The 23,394-nt window shown below is 38.3% G+C and carries 15 protein-coding genes; 10 read left to right on the forward strand and 5 right to left on the reverse strand.

The window, feature by feature from the left end; translation table 11 throughout:
- The first annotated feature begins 411 nt into the window (after positions 1–411).
- On the forward strand, positions 412–3,318 hold the full coding sequence (locus MSVAZ_RS00795) for a disaggregatase related repeat-containing protein (protein WP_048116807.1): 2,907 nt from the start codon (positions 412–414) through the stop codon (positions 3,316–3,318).
- Between the two features lie 761 nt (positions 3,319–4,079).
- Positions 4,080–5,549 (forward strand): flippase, encoded by a 1,470-nt coding sequence (locus tag MSVAZ_RS00805; protein WP_048116812.1) that lies wholly within the window; start codon positions 4,080–4,082, stop codon positions 5,547–5,549.
- A gap of 60 nt (positions 5,550–5,609) precedes the next feature.
- On the opposite strand, the gene MSVAZ_RS00810 is transcribed toward MSVAZ_RS00805, so the two are convergent.
- Entirely contained in the window at positions 5,610–6,569 is a 960-nt protein-coding gene (locus MSVAZ_RS00810) for an NAD-dependent epimerase/dehydratase family protein (RefSeq protein ID WP_048116815.1), read from the reverse strand.
- A 210-nt stretch (positions 6,570–6,779) separates the two neighbouring features.
- Between MSVAZ_RS00810 and galU the strand changes: the two genes are divergently transcribed.
- The gene (galU, locus tag MSVAZ_RS00815; RefSeq protein ID WP_156150925.1) at positions 6,780–7,667 is read left to right on the forward strand and encodes a UTP--glucose-1-phosphate uridylyltransferase GalU; all 888 of its coding nucleotides are present in this window, start codon (positions 6,780–6,782) and stop codon (positions 7,665–7,667) included.
- A 188-nt stretch (positions 7,668–7,855) separates the two neighbouring features.
- Here the strand turns inward: galU and MSVAZ_RS00820 are convergent, their stop codons facing one another.
- On the reverse strand, positions 7,856–9,139 hold the full coding sequence (locus MSVAZ_RS00820; protein WP_048116818.1) for a UDP-glucose dehydrogenase family protein: 1,284 nt from the start codon (positions 9,137–9,139) through the stop codon (positions 7,856–7,858).
- 233 nt (positions 9,140–9,372) lie between these two features.
- On the opposite strand from MSVAZ_RS00820, the gene MSVAZ_RS00825 reads away from it, so the two are divergent.
- From MSVAZ_RS00825 to MSVAZ_RS00850, 6 genes are all read left to right on the forward strand, one after another.
- Entirely contained in the window at positions 9,373–9,651 is a 279-nt protein-coding gene (locus tag MSVAZ_RS00825) for a hypothetical protein (protein ID WP_048116821.1), read from the forward strand.
- A gap of 596 nt (positions 9,652–10,247) precedes the next feature.
- Positions 10,248–11,321, forward strand: coding sequence for a DUF354 domain-containing protein (locus MSVAZ_RS00830; protein ID WP_048123480.1), 1,074 nt, complete (start codon positions 10,248–10,250; stop codon positions 11,319–11,321).
- On the forward strand, positions 11,305–12,354 hold the full coding sequence (locus MSVAZ_RS00835) for a polysaccharide deacetylase family protein (protein ID WP_084626037.1): 1,050 nt from the start codon (positions 11,305–11,307) through the stop codon (positions 12,352–12,354). Before MSVAZ_RS00830 ends, MSVAZ_RS00835 begins: the two co-directional genes overlap by 17 nt.
- Positions 12,355–12,373: 19 nt before the next feature.
- Positions 12,374–13,270, forward strand: coding sequence for a glycosyltransferase (locus MSVAZ_RS00840; protein ID WP_269746815.1), 897 nt, complete (start codon positions 12,374–12,376; stop codon positions 13,268–13,270).
- Positions 13,271–13,321: 51 nt separating this feature from the next.
- On the forward strand, positions 13,322–14,536 hold the full coding sequence (locus MSVAZ_RS00845; RefSeq protein WP_048116831.1) for a glycosyltransferase family 4 protein: 1,215 nt from the start codon (positions 13,322–13,324) through the stop codon (positions 14,534–14,536).
- 128 nt (positions 14,537–14,664) lie between these two features.
- Positions 14,665–15,672 carry a GNAT family N-acetyltransferase gene (locus MSVAZ_RS00850; protein WP_048116833.1) on the forward strand — a complete coding sequence of 336 codons (1,008 nt, stop codon included), beginning with the start codon at positions 14,665–14,667 and terminating at the stop codon, positions 15,670–15,672.
- A gap of 282 nt (positions 15,673–15,954) precedes the next feature.
- Here the strand turns inward: MSVAZ_RS00850 and MSVAZ_RS00855 are convergent, their stop codons facing one another.
- The 3 genes from MSVAZ_RS00855 to MSVAZ_RS00865 all read right to left on the reverse strand — a co-directional run bounded on the left by MSVAZ_RS00855 (position 15,955) and on the right by MSVAZ_RS00865 (position 20,432).
- Positions 15,955–17,439 (reverse strand): lipopolysaccharide biosynthesis protein, encoded by a 1,485-nt coding sequence (locus tag MSVAZ_RS00855; protein ID WP_232316165.1) that lies wholly within the window; start codon positions 17,437–17,439, stop codon positions 15,955–15,957.
- A gap of 72 nt (positions 17,440–17,511) precedes the next feature.
- The gene (locus tag MSVAZ_RS00860) at positions 17,512–19,449 is read right to left on the reverse strand and encodes a hypothetical protein (RefSeq protein ID WP_048116836.1); all 1,938 of its coding nucleotides are present in this window, start codon (positions 19,447–19,449) and stop codon (positions 17,512–17,514) included.
- A 185-nt stretch (positions 19,450–19,634) separates the two neighbouring features.
- The gene (locus MSVAZ_RS00865) at positions 19,635–20,432 is read right to left on the reverse strand and encodes a polysaccharide deacetylase family protein (RefSeq protein ID WP_048116839.1); all 798 of its coding nucleotides are present in this window, start codon (positions 20,430–20,432) and stop codon (positions 19,635–19,637) included.
- Between the two features lie 1,015 nt (positions 20,433–21,447).
- On the opposite strand from MSVAZ_RS00865, the gene MSVAZ_RS00870 reads away from it, so the two are divergent.
- Positions 21,448–23,049, forward strand: a complete 1,602-nt coding sequence (locus MSVAZ_RS00870) for a glycosyltransferase family 2 protein (protein WP_232316166.1) — start codon at positions 21,448–21,450, stop codon at positions 23,047–23,049.
- Positions 23,050–23,394 lie beyond the last annotated feature (345 nt).

Consider the following 23,394-nt stretch of genomic DNA (forward strand, 5'->3'; position numbering starts at 1 on the left):
CACAAATATTTTTATAACATTACAATATAGTTTACAGTGTTGGCTATAGATCTTTAATTAAGGGCTAATACTCAGACCGTTCACTATGTTTCATGGGAGGATTTGGTGAAGTCGAGAATTGGCCTGAAAATCAGGGAGATTTATTCTGAGTCCCTTATTCATTGCATTTTATCGGATTCAATATTTTTTGCCATGAATAAATTCTCCGGAACTTTTCTATAGCCTTGAACGTCTGAGAGTGAGCACTATCTAAAAAACATTATTCACTTTATGAGAATCAGAATATTAAGTTTAAGCAAATTTTTGATAAATAGTAACAAATTTTATGGGGATATTGATACGTCACCACATGAACATCTACCTACCAAAATTAACAATATGCGCTGTTGTGATCAATCCCAGATAATCCCGATGTTAAAACGAGAATTTGGACTCCTTTTCTTGGTAAGTTGCCTTATTCTTGCAAGCGTTCCTACTGCTTTATGTCGAAGTCCTGCACCAACTGTTTATGTTGCGGGGGACGGTAGTGGAGATTTTAACTGCGATGGAAAAGATGATCATGTACAGATAAATCAGGCTCTTAAGTTTGTGGCCGATAACTCTGAATATACTACTGTACACCTTAAAGGTCCTTTTACTTATTCTATTAACGATACTCTTCTCATCGGCAGCAATACTATTTTTGAAGGGGATTCGACTGCTGTGATCAAGCTGGTTGATCACGCAGGCTGGGTTACAATGAAGCCCTTAATCCAGCAGATGAGCAATTCTGGAAATAATAATATTGTAATAAGAGGTTTCGAGGTCAATGTGAACCATGACGGTAACACCGAGTTCGCTAAGGGTAAAGGATATTATAATGTGATTTACTTCCTTTACTGCAATAACGTAACCGTTTGCGATATGTATATGCACGACGGTCACGGAGACGGGCTGAGGATAAAATATGGCGAGAACATCAAGTTTTATAACAATACTATCTACAAGCTCGGGCACGACGGTCTGTTTGCGATTCAGTGTCAAAATGTAGAGGCCTGGAATAATACAATAACCTGCAGGACTAACAGTGGTCTTAGAATCTGGAACTCAAATGATGTAAAATTCCATGATAATTTCATCGATTCTTTCTACCACTGGAGTGCAGGCGGGCCAGGGATTCAGGTAGAAAAGTCTGCAGGCATTATGGATAATGTAGAGATTTACAATAATACTATCAATAATACCTATGGCCCTGGAATCTGGCTTTTCAACTATGATAGCTCTTCTGCTACCAGAGACCAGGCGAAAAATGTCTATATCCATCACAATACTTTCTATGACACGGGCACCAATCCTAGCATTACATGGGTAGGCGGTATCATAACAGGTGGATTTGAAGACACTGTCATTGAAAACAATGTTTTTGACGGAATCTACCATACTGCAATTGCCAATATGTATATCAACAGTTATTCTCCAACCTATGTGCCAGGAGGCGACGGATTCACAACAATTGTCCGCAATAACATAATTGTAAATACCAGATTGCGCACAAAGTCTCCGACTGAAACAGGGTATGGAATTATGAATTATCTGCCTGAAACGCATTCCTTTGTGCTGGAAAATAACTGTCTCTACAATAACTCAGCAGGTAACTATAAAAACTGCGCATCAACAACTGATATCTATGTAACCCCTCTTTTTGCAGACCCAGAAAACCATGACTACCATCTTCAGTCGGTCTCAGGCCGCTGGAACGGAAAAACCTGGGTTAAAGACAGAGTTAGTTCTCCCTGCATTGATGCCGGATGTTATTTCTCGGATTACTCTAACGAGCCCGAAGATAATGGAAACAGAATCAATATAGGAAGATATGGAAACACGATCTATGCATCTCTTTCAGGGGTTTCTGAGGAAAATCATGCTCCCATAATAGAGCCTATTTCTGAGGTCACGGTTAAAGCCGGAGAGAACCTGAATATTCTAGTAAAAGCTTCTGATGAGGATGGAGACAGCCTTACATACTCAGCTTCTGGCCTTCCTGCAGGTGCAAGTTTTGATGGGAATTCAGGGCTTTTCAGCTGGAGGCCGGCAAATGAGCAGGAAGGTCTCTACGCGATATCTTTTGAAGTGAGCGATGGTAAGCTCAGTGCTTCTGAAGTTGCAAATATAAGTGTTGTTTTGAATCTCTTTGGAGATATGTACGACAACCGCATGCGTGAAGCTTCTCCTGAGGATGTTTTTTCGGATAAATCATTTCTCGATGTAGGAGGAATTAGCAGCGTTGGTAGATACAGAGACCTCATATGGTTTAACGTAAGCGAATACACCAATGCTACTGAAATCAGTAGTGCAAATCTTTCTCTTTTCTGGTATTATCCTTCCAGCACACGACCAAATGATACTGTTATCGAGGTCTACAGGCCTGTTTCCTGGAATCCTGATTATGTGAGCTGGAATAAAAAGAATAAAGACATTGCCTGGAATAACGCAGGAGGAGATTGGTATGACAGAAATGGTGTCCTCCAGGGAAGTACTCCATATGCTACATTAACCCTGAGAGCCAGTAGTTTGCCAGATAACAGGTACTATGAGCTCGATGTGACCGATCTTGTAAAAGAATATGTCAATTGCAGTTATGAAAACACAGGTTTCCTTATAAAAGCCCGCAGTGAAAATAATAACTATATTGCCTTCTACAGCGCTGACTGCGGAAACACAAGCCAGGTACCAAAGCTTAATATTAAGAAAAGGGTAACTGCAAATGCAACTATTACTGGCGCAAAAGATAACCGCCTGCGTGAAATCTCACCTGAGGGCGTCTTTTCTGACACATCATTTATCGATGTAGGAAAATTGAGCAATGTTGGGAGATACAGGGATGTTATTTCGTTTAATTTAAGTGAATATACCAGTACCACAGAGGTAGAAAGTGCAAATCTTTCTCTTTTCTGGTATTATCCTTCCAGCACACGATCAAATGATACTGTTATCGAGATTTACAGGCCTGTTTCCTGGAATCCTGATTATGTGAGCTGGAATAAAAAGAATAAAGACATTGCCTGGAATAACGCAGGAGGAGATTGGTATGACAGAAATGGTGTTCTCCAGGGAAGTACTCCATATGCTACATTAACCCTGAGAGCCGATAGCTTGCCAGATAACAGGTACTATGAGCTCGATGTAACTGATCTTGTAAAAGAATATGTCAGTGGCAGGTATGAAAACACAGGTTTCCTTATAAAAGCCCACAGTGAAAGTGATAACTATATCGCCTTCTACAGTGCTGACTGCGGAAATATAAGTCAGGTACCAAAACTGAATCTAGTTTACAGGTAAGAGTTGAATTCTCAAAAAAGATTTTCCATAACTTCCGACCCGAAAATAAACTTCTGCGGTCGGATATTTTGGAACTTTTTTCTTTTAATGCACGAAAAACATGAATTTTTAAAATTTTCCATAAGTAATTTTTTAAGTAAGTTAGTGTGGTTTATAGACCTACTAATCAGGTTTAATTATTTGTTTTTGCTTCCAAACTTATTCTTCTTTTTAAACGTCTTATTCTAATTTCTGGCTATCTTTTGGATTTATGCCTACATCGTGTAAAATTTTTAATTATATTTCCTAATAAGCCAGAACTTGCGGTGTTCGCATCTTTAATTCTTTTTGTCTCAACTGCATGTTTTTTAGAAAATCATGTCCATATATGCACTGAACTTCTGCCAAAATTTATCTCAACACAAAGGCTTTTATCTTTTGTAGAAATCTCTTATTGGGGGCAGTTAAAATTTGTCGTTGTTGAAAAAAAATGCCGCTAAAAAAATTTGAAGTTAACACTGAATATAAGTATAATATATCGAAACTTTTGAATTCAAAATTAAAGGTACTTTGTATGAATGAAACTTATTATAATATAGTTATAAATAGAACTTCTACTGAGAGATTAAAACTTGAGCAAGATGAGAAGCATTCAAAAGGGTTTAAATATCAGGCGCTGGATATTGAGCCGGGTCAAGTCTTAAGAAATACTTTCATGTAAGGCTATTTTCATAACTTCTTTCAATGGAAATTCTTAAAAACGGAATTCTTTTTAAGGTGATATGGTGTCATATCAAAAGTTTGCAAAGGATGTTGGTTTTATCGGGACAGTTCAGGTACTTACAAGCCTGGGAACTTTTTTCCTGCTTCCGATAATTACAAAGACCCTTGGAACATACGACTATGGACTCTGGGCTCAAATCAATATCACTGTATCTCTCATCTCTCCACTTGCACTGATGGGCCTTTCTATGGGTTTTGTCAGGTTTTTATCTTCTGAAACGGAAATCAAAATAATAAGGGAAGCAGTATATTCAATTCTCTTTTTTGTAACTGTATCCGGTCTATTTGCCTCTTTTTTACTCTATACGTTTGCAGAGCCGCTTGCAACCTTCGGTTTTAAAGACCCTCATGCAACTTATTTTATCCAGGCAGGTTCCCTTTTAATTCTTCTGAGCGTGATCGAGTCTATATCTCTTTTTTATTTCAGGATTTTCAGGCAGATTCAGACATTTTCTTACTTAACCCTTTTTGAAACATTTGGAAAATTGTTTTTTATTCTCTTTCTTCTCAAAATGGGATATGGGCTTCTTGGTGTAATAGCAGCTACTCTACTTGTACAGGGCTTCATTTTTTTAATTTCTCTCCTGATGATCATATCACAAATAGGATTCGTTATCCCGAGATTTACTTACATGAAAGAGTATCTGCAATTTTCTCTACCGTTAACTCCCAATTCACTTGTAAGGTGGATTACAGAATCAAGTGACAGATATATGGTTACTTATTTTCTCGGCCTTAGAAGCGTGGGCGTATATTCGGCAGCCTGCTCAATTGGCAGTCTTATCCAGCTTTTTGTAAGCTCTCTTCAGCTCATTCTTCTTCCCGAGTTATCAAAGCTTTTCGATGAAAATAAAATGGATGAAGTCAGAATTTATATGTCTCATTCTCTAAGATATTTTCTTCTCGTCTCAATTCCTGCAGTCTTCGGGCTCTCAGCTCTTGCAAAGCCTTTGCTTGGGATCCTTACCACTGATGATTTTCTTTCGGGTTGGTTTGTAATTCCCATTACTGCCTTCTCAGGTCTTCTGGCAGGAATTTTCCAGATATTTGTCAACACAATGCTCCTTATAAAGCAAACAAAAACAGCAACTTACATTAATATTGTTGCAGCAGTTTCGAATGTATTGATTAATCTTCTACTGATACCTTCTATTGGAATTGTTGGAGCCTCACTGTCAACCTTATTTTCTTACTTTTTAATGTCTGTGCTTTGTATGCATATTTCCTTAAAACATTTTAAACTTGATTTTTATCTTCATGATATTGCAAAAAGCGTTCTGTCCTCAGTAGTTATGTATCTCTTTGTTTCCTACTTCGCTATCTCAAGCATCATTGAGCTTTTTGAGATTGCAGGTATAGGTGTACTTATTTATCTGGTTATGATGTTCCTGGTAGGCGGATTCACAGACCACGAACTTTCTTTAATACGAAGATACTTATTCAGAGTCAAAAGCGAAGTCAAGCAGTAATTTTGCCTTTGTTTTTATACGGATCCACAAAAAATTGTTAAAAAAAAACTGGAATAAAAGTTAGTCTACTAACTTTTCTCCAAGTAATGCCCTCGCCGTTTCCCTAATACTTCTCTCCGATGTATAGACCGGTTTCCAGCCCAAACTTTTCATTTTTTCAATCCCTAATCTCATCCTTGGCACATCGCCTTTCCAGCCTCTGTTTCCTCCTGTATAGGTAAATTCAACATTAGAAAGCCCCATCTCTTCTATAACAACCTTTCCTATCTCTGTGGCACTGATGGTGTCTTCGGAGCCGATATTAAATATATTTACCTTTTCTTTGCTGTTCTCGATTAAAAATAATATTGCATCAACACACTCTGAAACATGAAGATAGGATTTTTCCTGCTTGCCATCTCCCAGGATTTCCAGCAGACTAGTGTTTTTCCACAGTTTTTTTATAAAGTCAACCGTAATTCCGTGTGTACTGCGTGGGCCAACGATGTTTGCGAAGCGAAATATCCAGGCCTGCATATCAAAGGTATGAGAATATGAAGTAATAAATGCTTCACAAGCCAGTTTAGAGGCACCGTAAAGAGATATCGGAATAAGAGGGCCATAATCTTCTGGAGTAGGCATAATACTCGCTTCGCCATAAACTGTCGAGGTGGAAGTAAACGCAATTTTTTTGGTGTTGTTTTTCCTCATTGCTTCCAGAAGGTTATAGGTCGCCAGAATATTCTGATCCAGATGAACTCTGGTATCCGAAGCTCCGAGCCTTACATCAGGATTTGCGGCCACATGACAAACAAAGTCGATACCTTCACAGGCCTTCTCTATCGCCTCCTGGTCAAGGAGGTCTCCTTTTATCAGGGTGAAGTCAGGGTTTTCAAGATGATTTTCGATAAATCCCATTTTTCCTGAACTCAGGTTATCAAAAACAGTAACTCTGTTCCCTTTTTCTATAAGGTGATCTACGAGGTGGCTTCCTATAAAACCGGCTCCTCCTGTCACAAGTATTTTATTCTTTGCAGGCATGGAAAATCCTCCTAACAATCTTTCCAAATAATCTTTCTTTCGATTAATACTTTATAATTCTTAAAGTAATCAGAAAATGCTTTTATCTCATTTCTTATATGTGGAATGAGTAGAGAACCAGAAAATATTAAAGATATTCTGGTTAAAGAGTATTATTTGCTTAACTATATGAATAACTTTTCACAGAAATCTTTTACCGGAGAGTTTATTTTGACCGTTAAAAAAGCACTTATTCCGGCAGCTGGTCTTGGGACCCGTTTCCTGCCTGCCACCAAGTCGATGCCAAAAGAGATGCTTCCGATTATTGACACACCTGTGATTCAGTATGTTGTAGAGGAAGCCATTGCCTCGGGAATTGAGGATATAATCATTATCACAGGCAGGGGTAAACGGGCAATTGAAGATTATTTCGATGATTCTCCCGAACTCGAAATGCATCTTGCGAAAAAGCACAACACTGAACTTCTTAAACTTGTCCGGGACGTTTCGTCCCTTGTGGATATTCACTATATCCGTCAGAAAGAACCTAACGGTCTAGGGGATGCGGTCCTCAGGGCAGAAAACCATATTGGAGACGAACCTTTCGCCGTGCTTCTTGGAGACGATATTATTGTGAATGACAAACCCTGCACAGCTCAGCTCATTGAAAATTTTGAAAAGTATGGGAGATCCACGCTCGCAGTGGAAGAAGTTCCTCGTGAAAAATTAAGTAGTTATGGAATTATAAAGGGCAAGCCTCTTAGTAATTCTCTCTATGTACTGGAGGATATTGTCGAAAAGCCTTCACCTGAAAATGCTCCTTCAAATCTGGGAGCAATAGGTCGCTATGTTTTCACTCCTGAAATCTTTGACTGTATAAAAGAGGCCGGGACAGGGGTAGGAAACGAAATCCAGCTGACTGACGGAATTCGGGTCCTTAACAGGTCGCAGATGATCTACGCATGCAGGTTCAAAGGAAAAAGATTCGATACCGGTGACAGGTTAGGATACGTAAAATCAATAGTGGATTTTGCCCTTGAAAACGAGAATCTTAGAAAAGACGTACTTGAGTACCTGAGAGAAATTCTAGCATCGGTCAAGGAACCTTCAGATAAATAAGGTCCCATACATAAGGGAGTTGGCCAAGTTAGTATATAAGTCACTATAGTCACGAGGCTAAATAATGCAACTACCCAATGAGGTGCAATGAAGTTTTTTGTTGCAACAATTACAGACGTTACTATAAGGAGCTAGCAAAGTATATCATATAACTTTATATAAAAAGAGTAAATGATTTCTGCTGGTTTTTACCAGCAGAGTCCCTCATAATCTATATTTTTCGCTTTAATTACCCGCCTTCCGTCAACTACTATCTTTTCTTTCATGACTTCAAATTCAGAATCAAGTTGCTTGAACTCATCCCATTCTGTCATTACAAGGCAGGCGTCAGCACCTTCAAGAGCGTCTTTAGCTTTCCCACAGTATTCAATTGTTGGAAATATCCGTTTCATATTCTCAGTTGCCATTGGATCGTAAGCCGAAACTTCTGCTTCTAATCTTAAAAGTTCAGCAATGACAGGGATAGATCTGGACTCTCTTATATCGTCTGTATCGTTCTTGAAAGCAAGCCCAAGGACCGCAACCTTTTTTCCCGCAAGGCTTCCTATTTTCTTCTGGAGTATTTCGGTCATAAGAATTGGCTGTTTTTCGTTTACTCCAATTACGGATTCCAGGAGCGCTGGAGAATATCCTATTTCTTTTGCCTTTCCTATAAGTGCTTTTACATCTTTTGGGAAACAGGACCCTCCAAATCCTGCTCCTGAATTCAAAAACTTTGGGGATATCCTGGAATCCTTACCTACAGCTTTCATAACCTCGTAGGTATCAACGTTTAACCTTTTGCAAATGTTGCCAATCTCGTTAGCAAAGGATATTTTGGTAGCCAGAAGGGAGTTATTTGCATATTTGATCATTTCCGCTGTTGATACACCCGTGCGGGTCACCTCACATTTAAAGGTCCGGTAAAGTTCTGAGACAAGATCTCCCGATTTCTGGTCAATTGCTCCTACAACTATTTTATCAGGATGCATGAAGTCGTAAACGGCTTTTCCTTCTCTGAGGAATTCGGGGTTCATTGCAACTCCAAAGTCTTTTCCTGCTACCTTTCCTGAAGTTTCTTCAAGGATTGGAAGTACAAATTTTTCAGTTGTCTCGGGAACGACTGTGCTTTTAACAACGACTACATGGTATCCTTCTTTCTTTGCCAGTACTGCCCCTACACTTGCTGTTGCCGCACGAACAATTGAAAGGTCTATGCTTCCATCTTCTGCGGAAGGAGTTCCTACACAGATAAAAGAAATGTTTGTATTCTTGATCGCAAATTCATAGTCAGTGGTTGCAGTGAGACTTTTTCCGGCATATTTTTGCAAGAGTTCTCCAAGTCCCTCCTCATAGATAGGGGGAATGCCTGCATTTATCTGATCCATTTTTTTCTTGTCGATATCTACACAGATTACTTCATGCCCGACTTCTGCAAAACATGCGGCTGTGACCGAGCCCACATATCCTGACCCTATAACGGAAATTTTCATAAATTGAACCTCTTTATTGAGAATTGGAGAGTAATCAATTCCAATTCTTATTTATTTTTTGATAGGAACTCTTTCCAGGTTTACTATAGAAACCTCCAATCTATACGGTTTTCTACCACAAGTTCCTAATAATTCTTCACAAGTTTATATAGTTTAAAGGCTAATACCTTGTATAATTAGGGTTTAATACATGTTTTGATAACTCCTTTACAGAAGTTTTGGGGGATCTTATAATGTTTTCAATACTTGGTTTGAGCACAGAGTTTGCAGCGGGGAAGTCTCTTTCAGATTTAGGTATCTGCTTTCTCTCGACGGATTTTGGAATCCCTGTGTATTATCGGATAACGGTCGTGGGACTAATCGCTCTTGTAGGTATGAAGGAAATGCTGCTGGCTTCTAGAAAAGAAGATGAATTTTCTGTGGATTCAATGGATATGGGAATTTATCCACTTATAGTATGCTTTATTACTAGTTTCCTCTTTGCAAGCTTTAACATAATTCTAACAAAGTAATCCTCATATACATAATACATTTATTTCTTCAGTATTTCTTCAGTATTTCTTTTGTTTCTTCCAGTAAGTTTATTTTCTTACCAAATTAAAAAAAGCTAAATAATGTTTATTTTCCTATTTTTTAGAATATAATGTCTATAATTCTCAACACTGATAATTCTCGTTATCTTAGTTCAGTAACTATGTTTTCCATAGCTATTTATCTTTGAGCCATTTATCTTCTAATCATAATGTTGTTTGTTAATAACTCTAACTATCTTAAATAATTTAATCAATCAGGGGCACTATCAAGGGGGGGCTCCATCCACTGGAGACGGATAGTTACCACTTTTTAACATTATATGGGGGAGAGTTCTGTCTGATAGAACAGTTTGAAATCGGGGTTGAGTGAAAACCAGGATTTGACTGCATATTTTTGTCACAGTAAGAGAGAAAAAGGCAGGAAAATTTCCTGATTTGTTGATATTAATTTATCTCATATACTTTTGAATCAGGTTCAAGGTTAGTTTCCTAACTCTCAATCTTGAAAGACTACTCAAGCAGACAGACTTTCTTTTGATTATAGTCATGGGAAATATTTATTGGGGAGTGAAAAATTGAGAGTTCTTGTCGATATAGGGCATCCAGCCCATGTTCATTTTTTTAAAAACGCTATATGGAGTCTTGAAAAAAAAGGGCATCAAGTATTGGTGGTCTCTCGAGACAAGGATGTAGTAATAGATCTCTTGAACGCCTACGGAATTTCACATACAGTTTTGAGTAAAGTTAAACCAGGAAAAATTAATCTGCTTGAAGAATGGTTCATAAGAGAGTTCAAAACTTTTAAAATTACTCAGCAATTTGATCCTGACCTTTTTATAGGTATCCTTTCTCCAGCTGTAGCTCAGGTAGCCTGGATGCAGCGGAAAAAATCCATAATTTTTAACGACACCGAACATGCAGTACTGGCACAGAAGTTAACCTATCCTTTCTGTGACGTAATCTGTACTCCTTCATGCTATCTAAATAATGAAGGGCCAAAACAGATCAGGTATAGTGGATATCATGAACTGGCTTATCTTCATCCATCTTATTTTACTCCCAATCCTGAGATCCTGAAAGACCTCAAAGTAGAGGAGGGGGAGCCTTTTACGGTCCTTCGCTTTGTTTCATGGGGTGCACATCACGATGTCGGACAACATGGAATAAAAAATAAAGTAGCACTTGTCCAGGAAGCCGAAAAATTCGGAAAAGTATTCATAACTTCAGAAGGCCCTCTGGAAAAAGAGTTTGAAAAATATAGAATCTGTGTATCTCCAGAAAAAATTCACCACTTGCTCTATTATTCCACTCTATATGTTGGTGAAGGAGCAACGATGGCTGTTGAGAGTGCAATCCTGGGGACTCCGTCAATCTATATTTCCACTCTTGCAGGAACGATGGGGAACTTTTCCGAACTCGAAAAGAAGTACGGTTTGCTTTTTAATTACAGCGATTCGCAATCTGCCCTGACAAAAATTTCAGAACTTTTCAAAGATTCGGAACTTAAGAAAAGCTGGAGTTTGAAAAGAGCGGCTCTTCTCAAGGATAAAATCAATGTTACCGAGTTCATGGTCAATCTCATAGAAAGTCTTCCTGAAAAAAAATCTGGGCTTTCTTTATCTTCGGTTTCGGATGAGTCTTATGCATGAATTACTGATGAAAAACCAGGATTTATGGGATCTTTTCACCCGAAAAGAAGAGTATTATCCCGAAAAGCTGGATGAGCACCAGCGTTTTCTTTTCTCTGAAAAAGATCTCCTAAATGCCTCTGAGCCCAAGGTCTCCAGGTATCTTATGAAAAACGGGATGCAGGTCGAATTCCCTGAAAATAAATCATTTGCCGTTTGTTTGACTCATGATATAGACGATATTTACCCGCCTCTTTCCCATAGCTTGTTGTCATCAGTTTACAGCCTTAAACGGTTAAATTTCAAGGATTCTGCAGCTCAGTTATTGTGGAAATTGAGGGGAATAGACTACTCTCCTTACCTTAATTTCTCTAAAATTATGGACATTGAAGCCAGGTTTGAAGCAGAGTCCTCTTTTTACTTCATTGCTGCAGAAGCCGATCCAGTAAGATTCAGGTATGATATAGAAGACATAGAACATCATCTGGGAGAAATTTTAGATAGGGGATGGGAGGTTGGTCTTCACGGAGGTTACTATTCATACGGCAGTCCAGAAAATATAAAAAAAGAAAAAGAAAGACTTGAAGCCGTTTTGGGTAAAAAAGTAATAGGCTTTCGCAATCATTACCTCAGGTTCAAAACTCCAGACTCCTGGGAAATTCTTGCAGATGCCGGTTTTAGCTATGACTCCACTTTCGGGCACAGATACTCAGTTGGCTTCAGGAATGGAATGTGCCACCCTTTCAGTCCTTATAACCTTAATACAGGAAAAGAAATTGGTATCCTCGAAATTCCGCTTATCGTTATGGACACTGCTCTTTTTGCTACTTCTAAATCTTTTGAAGAGGCCTGGGAACGCACAAAAAATCTGATTGATACTACAGCAGGCCTTAACGGTGTTATTACTCTTTTGTGGCATAATTTCGCGTTCAGTTGTAATTTTCGAAAAGATTGGGTGAGGCTGTATGAGAAGGTGCTTCAGTACTGCTCCGAAAAAAGGGCATGGGTGACAAGCGGAGAAGAAATCTACAGGTGGTGGGCAGATAGGAGCTGAATTAAAAGGAAAGTATCTGCTGGTTACGCCTGCAAAGAACGAAGAACAAAATCTGCCAGAAGTTTCAAAGGCTGTAATCGGACAGGAATTAAAACCTGAGTTATGGATTATAGTCGATGATGGAAGTATAGACGAAACACCACGTATTCTCGAAGACCTGCAGTCAAAATACTCATGGGTCCAGAGTATAAGATTACCTCCAAGACCAAGAGACATCACTTTTCACTACAGTTATGTCTGCAAACAGGGCTTTGACTATGCGCTTGAGTATTGTAAGGAAAATAATATTGAATTCGAGTATCTAGGCCTTCTTGACGCTGATACGGTGCTTGAAAAAAATTATTTTGGAAAACTTCTGGCTGAGTTTAAAAAGGATAGTTCTCTAGGAATTGTTAGTGGGGGAATATATTATGATAATGACGGAAAACTTTCCCTGGAAGTAACTGCAAAAGAGCTTCCTCGAGGCACAGGAAGGATCTGGAAGAAAGAGTGCTTCCTCGAAACTGGCGGTTATCAGGTCGAACCGTCTCCAGATTCAATTTCAAATATAAAGGCTCTTTTGCGAGGTTGGCGGCTCATGCAGTATACTGATGTGGTCCAGATCCAAAAGCGTAAAACAAGTGCAGCTGATGGGCTCTGGAACGGGCATCTTAAAAACGGCTGGATGGCCTATTACCTTGGCAAAAACTCTTTCATGGCTCTTTTAAACATACTTCATCTTTCCGTGAAGCCTCCCTACTATACGGGCATTGCCTATTGCTGGGGGTATTTTGGCTCGGCAATTAGAAGGGAGAAAAAAATCCAGGACTCTGAAGTAAGGACTTACTACAGGAATCAGGGATTTTCAGGGTTGTTTTCCAGAATCTCAAAAAATTTTGGCCACAATTCGAGACATGTAAAGGAGAGAGAGCAGTGAAGATTAGCAAACATCTCGAAAAGGCAATTCGTTTAAGGTGATAACTTGAAGATGCTTTTTCTTGACATGGTAAGGCCACTTTCTCTTGCTGATGGCTCGTTTATTCACAGGTACGAGCTTGTTAGCAATCTTGCCAGGCTTGGCAATGAGATCCATATTTTTACTGTTGGCAAGACTTCCTTTTCGAGCATGACCAATATTCACAGCTATTATATCCCTCCTGGAAATTTCCTTTCACTTACTTTGAGCTATTTCAGAAACTCCATATTTCTTCTGGGTTCCGAAACTTTTGATGTGCTATATACCCGCAATCCCAATTTTGGCTTTCTTGCTGGACTATTCTGTAAAAACAGATGCAAAAGAATTATTTATGAATTAAATGGAATTCCTGAAGACGAAAAGAACCTCTTCAGGGAAAAATCTGAAGGAGATAAATTCTCACATCCCGAAAACAGAAGCAGTTTCTCAAACCGATATTTCTCTACACACGCCAGGTTAAAATTATTTATTCTCAAGAAAGCTCTTGAGTTTTCGGATAAAATTATTGCTGTGACTCCCGGGATAAAATCAAATCTTGAGAAGGGCTATAACGTCCCGGGAGATAAAATAGTCGTAGTTTCTAATGGGGCAAACACTTCCCTGTTCCGGCCTCTGGAACAGGAAACCTGCAGACGAGAACTTGGTCTGGACCTTAAAATTCCTTTTGTATGCTTTGTGGGTAACCTTGCTCCCTGGCAGGGGGTCGAGTATCTAATAAAGGCAGCTCCATCCATACTTTCCAGATTTCCGGAATGCCACTTTTTGATTATCGGAGATGGGGTTATGAAAGATAATCTTCTCAAACTCTGCAGGGAACTCGGAGTCGAAAATAGGTTCATTTTTACGGGTGTGATTGCCTACGATCGCGTGCCTTTCTATATTAATGCGAGCGATATTTGCACCGCTCCTTTTATATTTGCCAGAAACGCAAAAATAGGCCTGTCTCCTTTGAAGTTATATGAATACATGGCTTGCGGAAAACCTGTAATTGCAAGCAATATCAGTGGGGTCTCCGATGTACTTGAGGCTTCTGAAGGGGGGATTCCCGTCCTTCCTGAAAACCAGGGTGCTCTTGCAGAAGGCATCTTAAAACTACTTGAAAATCCCGATTTAAGAATGAAATTGGGTTCAAAAGGTTTAAGTTATGTTACTGAAAATTACAGCTGGTATAGCGTTGCGAAAAAGGTTAATGAAGTCTGTAAGTCAGAAATTGAGGCCAGGAAATGAGGGCTTGAAATCATCCTTATGTTTCCTATGACTCATCAGGATAAGAATAGTCATCTATTTAAATCATCCTTATGTTTCCCTATAACTCATCAGGATAAGAATAGTCATTTATTTGTACGGGGCTTAAAATGGACGAAATTGAAGTTAGAGAATTAGCGCCATCAGAATATAATGAATGGGATTTGCTCGTAGAAAACGCTCAGTCTGGTACACTCTTTCATACCAGTGAATGGCTTGGAATTTGCAGGGATGTCCTATCAAAGGATCTTAGAATTTATGGTTGTTTCAGAAAAGGCGAGCTTGTGGGAGGATGTCCTCTTTTTGTTAAAAACATTAAGGGCGCTTTAAAGGTAGCGAATTCTACCTGTGATATGACCAGCTACAGCGGGCCTCTTATAAAAGAGAGTCCCAGCTCTAAAGCAAGTAAACAGGTCCAGGAAGTTCACGACATTCTTAATCCTCTCAGGGAATTCCTTTGCAAGCAGGGATTTGATAGCATTCACCTTGCGTTCGCTCCAGGTTTTAAAGACGTAAGACCTTTTACGTGGTACGGATGGGATTCCACTGTGCACTATACCCATTATTTGAATCTGAGCGAAGATGTAGATAATAACATTGCAAGAAAGATTCGAAGAGAACTTAAAACCGCAAATGAGGCAGGACTTAAAACCAGGGTATGGAACGATCCTGAAACATATTACCATCTGCTCTCAATGGTCTACGAAAAACAGAAATTAGCTCCTCCTCTTCCCAGAGGATTCTTTGAAAGAGTGTTTAAGCTAATTCAGGAAAAAGATATCGGCTACATGTTTGTTACAGAGACCCCTGAGGGCGAAGTTGTTGCAGCTCACTTAAACCTATATGGTAAAAAATGCACTGTAACCTGGACCTCGGCCCTTAACCCGGATTTTGGCCGTCTGGGTCCCAATGCTCTTCTGTATTATAACGAATTTCTTGACCTGAAGTCCCGAAATTTCGAGTATATGAACGTAATGGCAGCAAATATTTCCAGGTTTGCGGATTTCATTATGGGCTTTTCTCCTGAGCTAATTCCCTATTATAGTGTGACTCTTGAGAGCAAAAAATATTCAATTGCAAAAGCCCTGTATAAAACTACTCACAAAGAAACTTACTGATAAAAATCAAAAATATGGCTCTTCGTTGTTTTTTGTGGATATCCTTATAACGTCCTCATAAAAACCAATGCGGTCTTGAATTGAAAATCATTTTATCCATAGGGAATAGCGAAGAGCCAAAAAATAAAAGTCGGGGAAATCCCAAAATTATTTTTTCATTATGTTTTTCTAATGTTCTTTCCTTTTTCATTCCTGACTGAAACTCTACTTTTCCTTCATAAAAGTGATTTCTTAAGAGATCAACTTTCAGTAAGTTTTTTTCTAAAAAGGAATTACACCCTTTCAGGTTCTATTTTTTATATTCACGAGAAAGGCTGAAAGTAACTTCTTGAAAGCAGGATCGTCACGAAGAGCTATTCCATAATATATAGGGGTTATGATGATAGCTGCAAGCATAATAATATAAAAATTCGCAGAGAGCGTTTCCAGTAGAATCAATGGGATTGAGATAACTACCCCAATTGTTGTATATTTAATGAGGATTTCCAGGCTTTCCCTTTTACTGATCCCTACAAGATTAAGCAAGTATGCATTATTCCATAGAGCGAATATAACTCCTGTGAAGCTAAACAAGCAAAGGGAAAACTCGGCACTTTTTGCATAAATTCCTCCTATGGCAAGTGCCACGAACCTTGAGATTAAAAGAGCCGTACTGTAAGTAAACCAGACTTTTTGCTTGTCAAATATACTATAGAGAGTTGAAATGGGTAAGGCAAGGAAAACAAGGAATATGAATGGCACAAGGATTTTTACATAAGTGCCTGCTATGTACCAGTTTTTCCCAAAAGCAAACGTAAATATTTCTTCTCCCAGAATTAACAGGAGTATCATAGGGAATATTCCTATTAAAATTAGCTTTTTGTAAACTTCGCTTACAATAGCTTTCATATCGCCGCTCGAATTCCCATTTTTCACCTCACTGATTTTCTGGAAGAAAACCTGTTGTATAGCTGTCCCGACAAGTCCCATGGGCATATTTACTACCTGATTTGCAAGTGAAAAATATCCAACAACGGTTGTGCTGTAAAAATATGCAAGCAAAAAAGTAGGCACCTGTGGCGAAATTGTATTTGCAAGTGTTGACCATGAACTAAATAAAGGAAAATTTTTATATTCAATAGCCATTTCTTTCATTTTTTTAACTGAAACTTTTTTGAAGACCGTTAAGTCTTCTTTTACTCCTTTAAGCATGGCCAGGTCTGCGAGTCCATATCCAAGGGTATAACCTGCTATTAGACCCAAAGGTGATGCAGTCCAGAGAGGAATTAACTGAAGTACTTTGGTCGATAAAGCGTTTAACACTCTGGACCCTGCAACAACTCCAAAACGTAGTTTTCTTGAAAGCCAGTAATTCTGCACGAAAAAAAGGCCATTAAAAAATACTATTACAGGAAGATAGATTAAATATTTTGAGGATCCCTTAGTATGAAATATATACTCAATAATATGCTCAATATCCTCTGGAAAGATTATCACTGCTACAGCTGTGAGTAAGGATATAAAAGTGACTAAAATCGAGGAAAGGAAAAACACATTTGCGGAATCCTCTTCGGATTTTGGTAACATAATAGCAAACTGGTATGAAAAAGTAGAGAAAATTACCAGTATACCTGATACTGCCACAAAAAGCTGAAAGACTCCCATATCGTCAGGGCTGTAAATTCTAGTGACTATTGGTACCAGAAGTATACCCAGAATCTGAGCAGCAACGCTTCCTGATACAAGTTTTAACACATTACCGATAAAGTTTGACATAATTATTTCCAACTTTAAAACATAAACCCCAACATATGGGCTTTTTTTCATTCCGCAATAAGTAACGGAGACTATCCTGAGCTCTTAGTTTCTGGACGTTTTTCTTTCCTTTGTGTAAGCAAACACCTCGTCGTTATCATATACTCGGGCATAATCATGTGTGTTGAATCTATTGAAAAATCCCTCTGGCAATGTCTGGATAATATTTACTCCATAGCGTTCAGGATCATTGATAGAGATAGGTTCTTTAACAGTTGACTTTCTCAGCAAAACCGTAGGACTGCCATCAATCTCTCCAGTCTGTATATGCTGAATGTTAAAATATGTTGCGTTACTGGAATCATATGCTCTGTCCCTGTAAAAAAGACAACTGTCATAGGGAGAGTCCATCAAAATATTTCCAGAGTACTTCATGGTTACTGTTTTAATGGCCTCGATTTCAATACTTTTAAACTGGTTTCTTACAGTTGTGTCCTTTGCCACAAGTGGGTTGTCTTTATTTATGCCTGGTGTTGTAACCATTACAAACGAAAATAGAAAAATGATTAAGAGCATCACAGAGATCTTTGCTTTTTTTGAGTTAAAGAGACTTATCAATTTCAATATATATGAGGCGGATACAAGTACCAGGAACACTGCTATCAGTGGGAACCAGCGGCTTGTAAGGAAATTCCTCATTCCAAGCAAAGGAATTCCATAAGCAAGACTGTAAAGTATTATAACAACTAAGGCAATAGAAAATTTATTGACTTTTTTGATGTCTCTGTGAGAAAGCCATGCTAATACCCCTCCTATTGCAAAAAAAGGTAGGGCGAGATAGCTTATATGGAGTAAGAGCGTTTCCAGTGTTTCCTGATTATTTATGGAACCTACAATAAGTTCATCACTTGAGTAGCTTGATCCGATTTTAAGGACATCCATAAGAGGACTGAGAACCATTTCAAGAAACGAGGTATTTGAGTTGACATACGTGAACATCCAGTATGTTTGTAAACTAATTATAAAAAAAAGAATGTAGTTAAAACTGTTTGTTTTCACGAAAAGACTCTTATATACACGATTATGCAGATATTTGCCTGCGCAAATTGAGACTAAAGAAAGAAATACTACAAAAGTTGTCAACTGGTGGGTCAGAACCATTAGAATGGTAATTAACAGAATGAATCCTGTATATCTCAAGTTCTGGTTCTCGCTAAATATCGCGTATATAATGAATATAAAGTAGCAAAGAACAAGAGAACCAGGAGTTATATTTGTAATGCCTGCAACGATATTATGATTATTTATGTTTATTAATAAAGTCGCCAGCAAACCCATCTGAACACCTTCAAGTTTCTTTCCTACAAGGTAAACGCCTACTGTACTGAAAACGCTGGCAAACCCTATGGAATAAAATATTGCGTCTTTGATATCGGTTTCGCCCATTACCTGGATAATTGAGACAAAAATATGAAAAAGTGGGTAGTAGAAGTACTTACTGCTTGTTTCAATTGGAGCAACAAACCCGGTATCAGTAACTGCCCGCGCCATGCTGGCATGGAAATAAGCATCATAGCCCATTAGACTTGGAAAATTATAAAAAATTCCAACTCTGATGAGAATTGATAGCAGGAATATCTGCAATAATAGAGAGGACACTCCATCTCCCTCTCTAACATAAAGAATCTGGGAAGCGATAATAGCTGCAAGGATACATATCAATATAAAGGAAGAGATTGGCCTGTAGTACAGATTCGTGCTATATATAAAAATGCATGCCAGAAAAATGAGATAAAACGAGATTTCCAGTATACTTTTAAGCCTGTCTTCTCGGGAAGATATTGCGGTCTCACTCTTAAATTTATTTCTAAATATAAAGTAAATCAAACAAGAGGAAAGAATGGCAATTCCAATATCTTTCTGGTTCAGGTTGATGATGTAGTATAAAGAAATAATTAATAATCCTAAACCAAATCCCATGACGCTGAGAATCACATCAAGATTTGTTGTAAATCTCTCCGCGTATCCTTTTGCAGTTTCCATACAACCCCACAACATAATAATTTTTATAATTTATTTTTTCAACTTATTTTTTCAACTTATAATATTTTTTGTTGTAAGCCCAGATGAATTTTTACGTACTTCTTCTCCTTTTCATGTCCTTTCTCTTTTGCATTTCAGCTTGTCTTAATTTCAATATTATTCTTCCATCATCTGTATACTTCAGCTCACGATGCCGTCCAGCCGTCCTTTTCAGCGCAGCACTGAAATCTTTTTTTGTAAAACTCCAGGTAATCCCCCTCTGGATAGTTTCCCTCTGGATAGTTCCCCTGATATATATTATACCAAAGAACCATAAGTACGCCTCGGAATTCAACTGTATCAATGAGCTTTTCTGTAAGCTTCCATGCCTGATTGAAGTCAAGATGCATCTGGTTGAAAAGAGTGGTGTCTATTACACTTAACGGGATTTCAAGGATATCAATTTCTTTTCCTGTGTTAAGATTATATGGACTGAAAGGATGGTCCATTCCGTTCCTGAAGCCTGCACAATAATGATGTCGGAAAGTGGAATCATAGCTGAACCCCGCATATTCAAGGGTCCGGAAATAAAAAGTGGATTTCTCTCCGTAGTTTTCTTCAAGTTCCATAATTTGCCTAAAGTTCCATAAAGGACTCCAGGTTTTGTTTATTCTTGAAAATGGAAGGATAGATGCCCGTACAAACTGCCCCTTTTTAAGAGTTTTTATGGTTCTGGCTGCGGTCTTCGACATTTCGGGGCATACAAAATCGATGTCATGAGTAATGTCATGAATAAGGCATACAGCAAATTTTTTTCCTTCAGGATATTCGGGACTCAAGCCGTTTTTTATCAGAAAGCTTGAGACCTCTGGCTCAAAAACATTTCTTTGACTGCCTAAATAATAGGAAAGCCTTCCGTATTTATCTAAAATAATAGGATTATACTCTTCTTTTTTTGTAAATAGTTCCCACAGCTCTCTGTCTTGTTTTACTTTTTTGATCAAAGTATCCCCCTTAACCATACTTCTTGGATCTTTAACTTTATTAAATATTTGGTCCAGTCTTCTTTTGTTTTTCCCATTTAGGAACCTATCTCGATGATCCTGTCATACCAATCTCGCCCCCATTGAAAAACCGAATCGATTTCTCATATCTCTCTTATATCTTTCAAATCACGACTGAGAAATCTTAACTTTTATCTCTTCAGTACGGGTTTTTCCATATTCTGCCATTTTCTTATTTAAAAATCGATTGTCTTTGATGATCAAGAAAAAACAATTATTCTATTAATCGATATATTTAATATAAAAATAACAAAGTGATCCTAAATATTTTATAGCTTTGTAATTAAGTCGGGGCCAAAAAGTCACCCTTATTTTATAATGTAGCCCCACCAAACAAATAAAAATTATTATAGTGTAAGTTCTGGCGGTGAATTGAAATTCTTTTTCCAGTGCTCTTTCACTATTATACTATTTTGCTCATTTTGCCTGTTGATTTTTAAGCTGTTCAGTATCTTCCTGCCTTAGTATTTCTGGTAGTTACCCTCTGGAAAGTCGCTAGCTTAGTTTCGGCTTACCCTATATTGGGAATCTATAGTTTGCAGGTGCCAGCTTCAAACCCCTGTTATACTGTATGACATTAATCCTTTCAATATACTAATCAAACTCTTGCTAAACTTATAAAATTATCTTCACAATACACTAATGCTTATTTCAATATTTACTTTAGTGGCAAGCTTTGTTCTTCTCTATTTGAATTATCCTTCTCTATTTGAATTATTCTTTCCTATTTGAATTATTCTTCCCTATTTGAATTATTCTTCGTTTTTATTTTTATTCATAAAGATCATTTGTAAGGATAACTTTTCCTTATTAATATTTTTACGAAACTATCCTTGTCAGATGTTAACCTTATATATATCTAACTCTCATAATTTTTAGTATGATAGCCTTTAATATTTTTCCACTTATACAGATAAAGGGGGTTATAGCATATGCATATGTATAAGGGGGTGGATTGGGTTTGTTTTCAGCCCTTGCACTTGGTCTTAATTCTCTAATCTCTGATCCTATTAGCATAGTATCTTCGCCATCTCAACTTCCCGATAGGTTGCTCAGGCATGAATTTACGGTCTTAATTCCAGCTCAGAATGAGGAAACTTCAATTGGAAGCAAAGTCTTAATTGCGGCAAGTTACGCGGACCGTGTACTCGTTCTTGACGAAGGTTCTACTGATCGAACTATGGAAGTAGCTGCTTTGGGAGGGGCACGAGTTATTCCTGTCTCCGGCGGGGAGGAGGCATTACTTGATGTCTTCTACAAGGTATCTCTTGATTCTGAACTTGTGGTTCTTATCTATCCGGAATGCATGCAGGACATAGATTTGCTTTCTCATGTCCTTGAGCCTTTAAGAAATGGGTTTGACCTATCTGTGGGTTCGTGGCCCTGTCGCATTACCTGTGAGCAGGAAACAGTAATGCTCTTCAATGGAAAAAACACCTTTAAGGAAAAAATAGGCTTTCTTGCAATAACTGCGGATTCAATGCAGAAAATCAGTTCACACAAACAGCATTTAACTTTAAAGTCCTTGCTTTCTGCAGCGAAAACCGAAGGACTCAAGGTTAACTATCTGAGTTTTGATGTGGACCCTATATTCAGGAAACTTGAGAGCACGCGTATTGGAGTTGTCGTGCCTGCTTATAATGAGGAATTACTTATAAGCGAGACTCTAAGCGGTATCCCCGAATATGTGGACCGAATTTACGTAATCGATGACGGTAGCACAGATCGGACAGGGGAAATTGTAAAAAAGTTCGGAGACTCCAGAATCGTCTATTTGCGCCATGAAGTAAACAAAGGGGTAGGTGCGGGAATAATTGACGGGTATAAACTTGCCCTGAAAGACGAGATGGATATCGTTGCGGTTATGGCCGGAGATAATCAGATGGATCCTGTTCAACTTCCCAGGTTGATTTTCCCAATCATTGAGGGAAGAGCTGATTATACAAAAGGAAACAGATTACTCACTGACAATTTTAGGACCGGAATGAGCAAATGGAGATCTCTTGGAAATCTTCTCCTCAGCTTTATTACAAAAATAGGCAGTGGTTACTGGCATGTTATGGACCCTCAGAATGGATATACAGCTATTTCCAGGCAGGCTCTGGATGTTATCGATTTAGACTCAGTCTACCCTTATTATGGCTATTGTAACGACCTGTTGATCAAGCTTAATGCCTTTGGAATGAGAGTAATGGATGTGGTAATGCCCGCCCGGTACGGTAGAGAGAGATCAAAGATTCACTACGGCAAGTTTATTCGCAAAGTAGCTCCCATGATCTTTAGAGGTTTTCTATGGAGGCTGAGGGTCAAATATACGGTGCTGGACTTCCATCCACTTGTACTATTTTATTTCCTTGGAATGGTTGCCTTGCCTGTGGGTGTTATTTTAGGACTATGGGGTCTTTTGCAGGTCTTGTTGCAAAATCCTCTTCCTTCTTACTACCCTCTGCTTGGTTTCCTTGTGTTGGGCATGGGGCTTCAGATGCTTCTTTTTGGAATGCTTTTCGATATGCAGGTCGAGAAGAAAAGGAATGAAAGAGTAGGATTCGCTCGTTAAGGCCTGGAAGATTATTCTTCCATATTTTTTTTAATTTTTCCGTTTTTTTATTCATTACTCTTTGAATGACAGTGTACTGGTTTTTCTGTAAAATCACAAATCTCAATAAGTTATTGAATAAAAAATTCCCTCTCGGAAGGTCAATTTCTCCATAGTACTCAAAAACTTGTCTTCAAATTTACAGCAAATCCGATATACTGCTCGATTTTCCTATTGTTTTGTCTATTAAGTTAGGCAGGAGAGTTCCAATAACAAGATATTTCTGATCTACCAGAACCTTCAGTTGGGGTATAGAAATCCCAAACACTAAAGGTAACCCCAAAGTAATCTCAGATGTTCAAAGAG

Origin of the sequence: Methanosarcina vacuolata Z-761, from assembly GCF_000969905.1 — an archaeon.
Taxonomy (GTDB): domain Archaea; phylum Halobacteriota; class Methanosarcinia; order Methanosarcinales; family Methanosarcinaceae; genus Methanosarcina; species Methanosarcina vacuolata.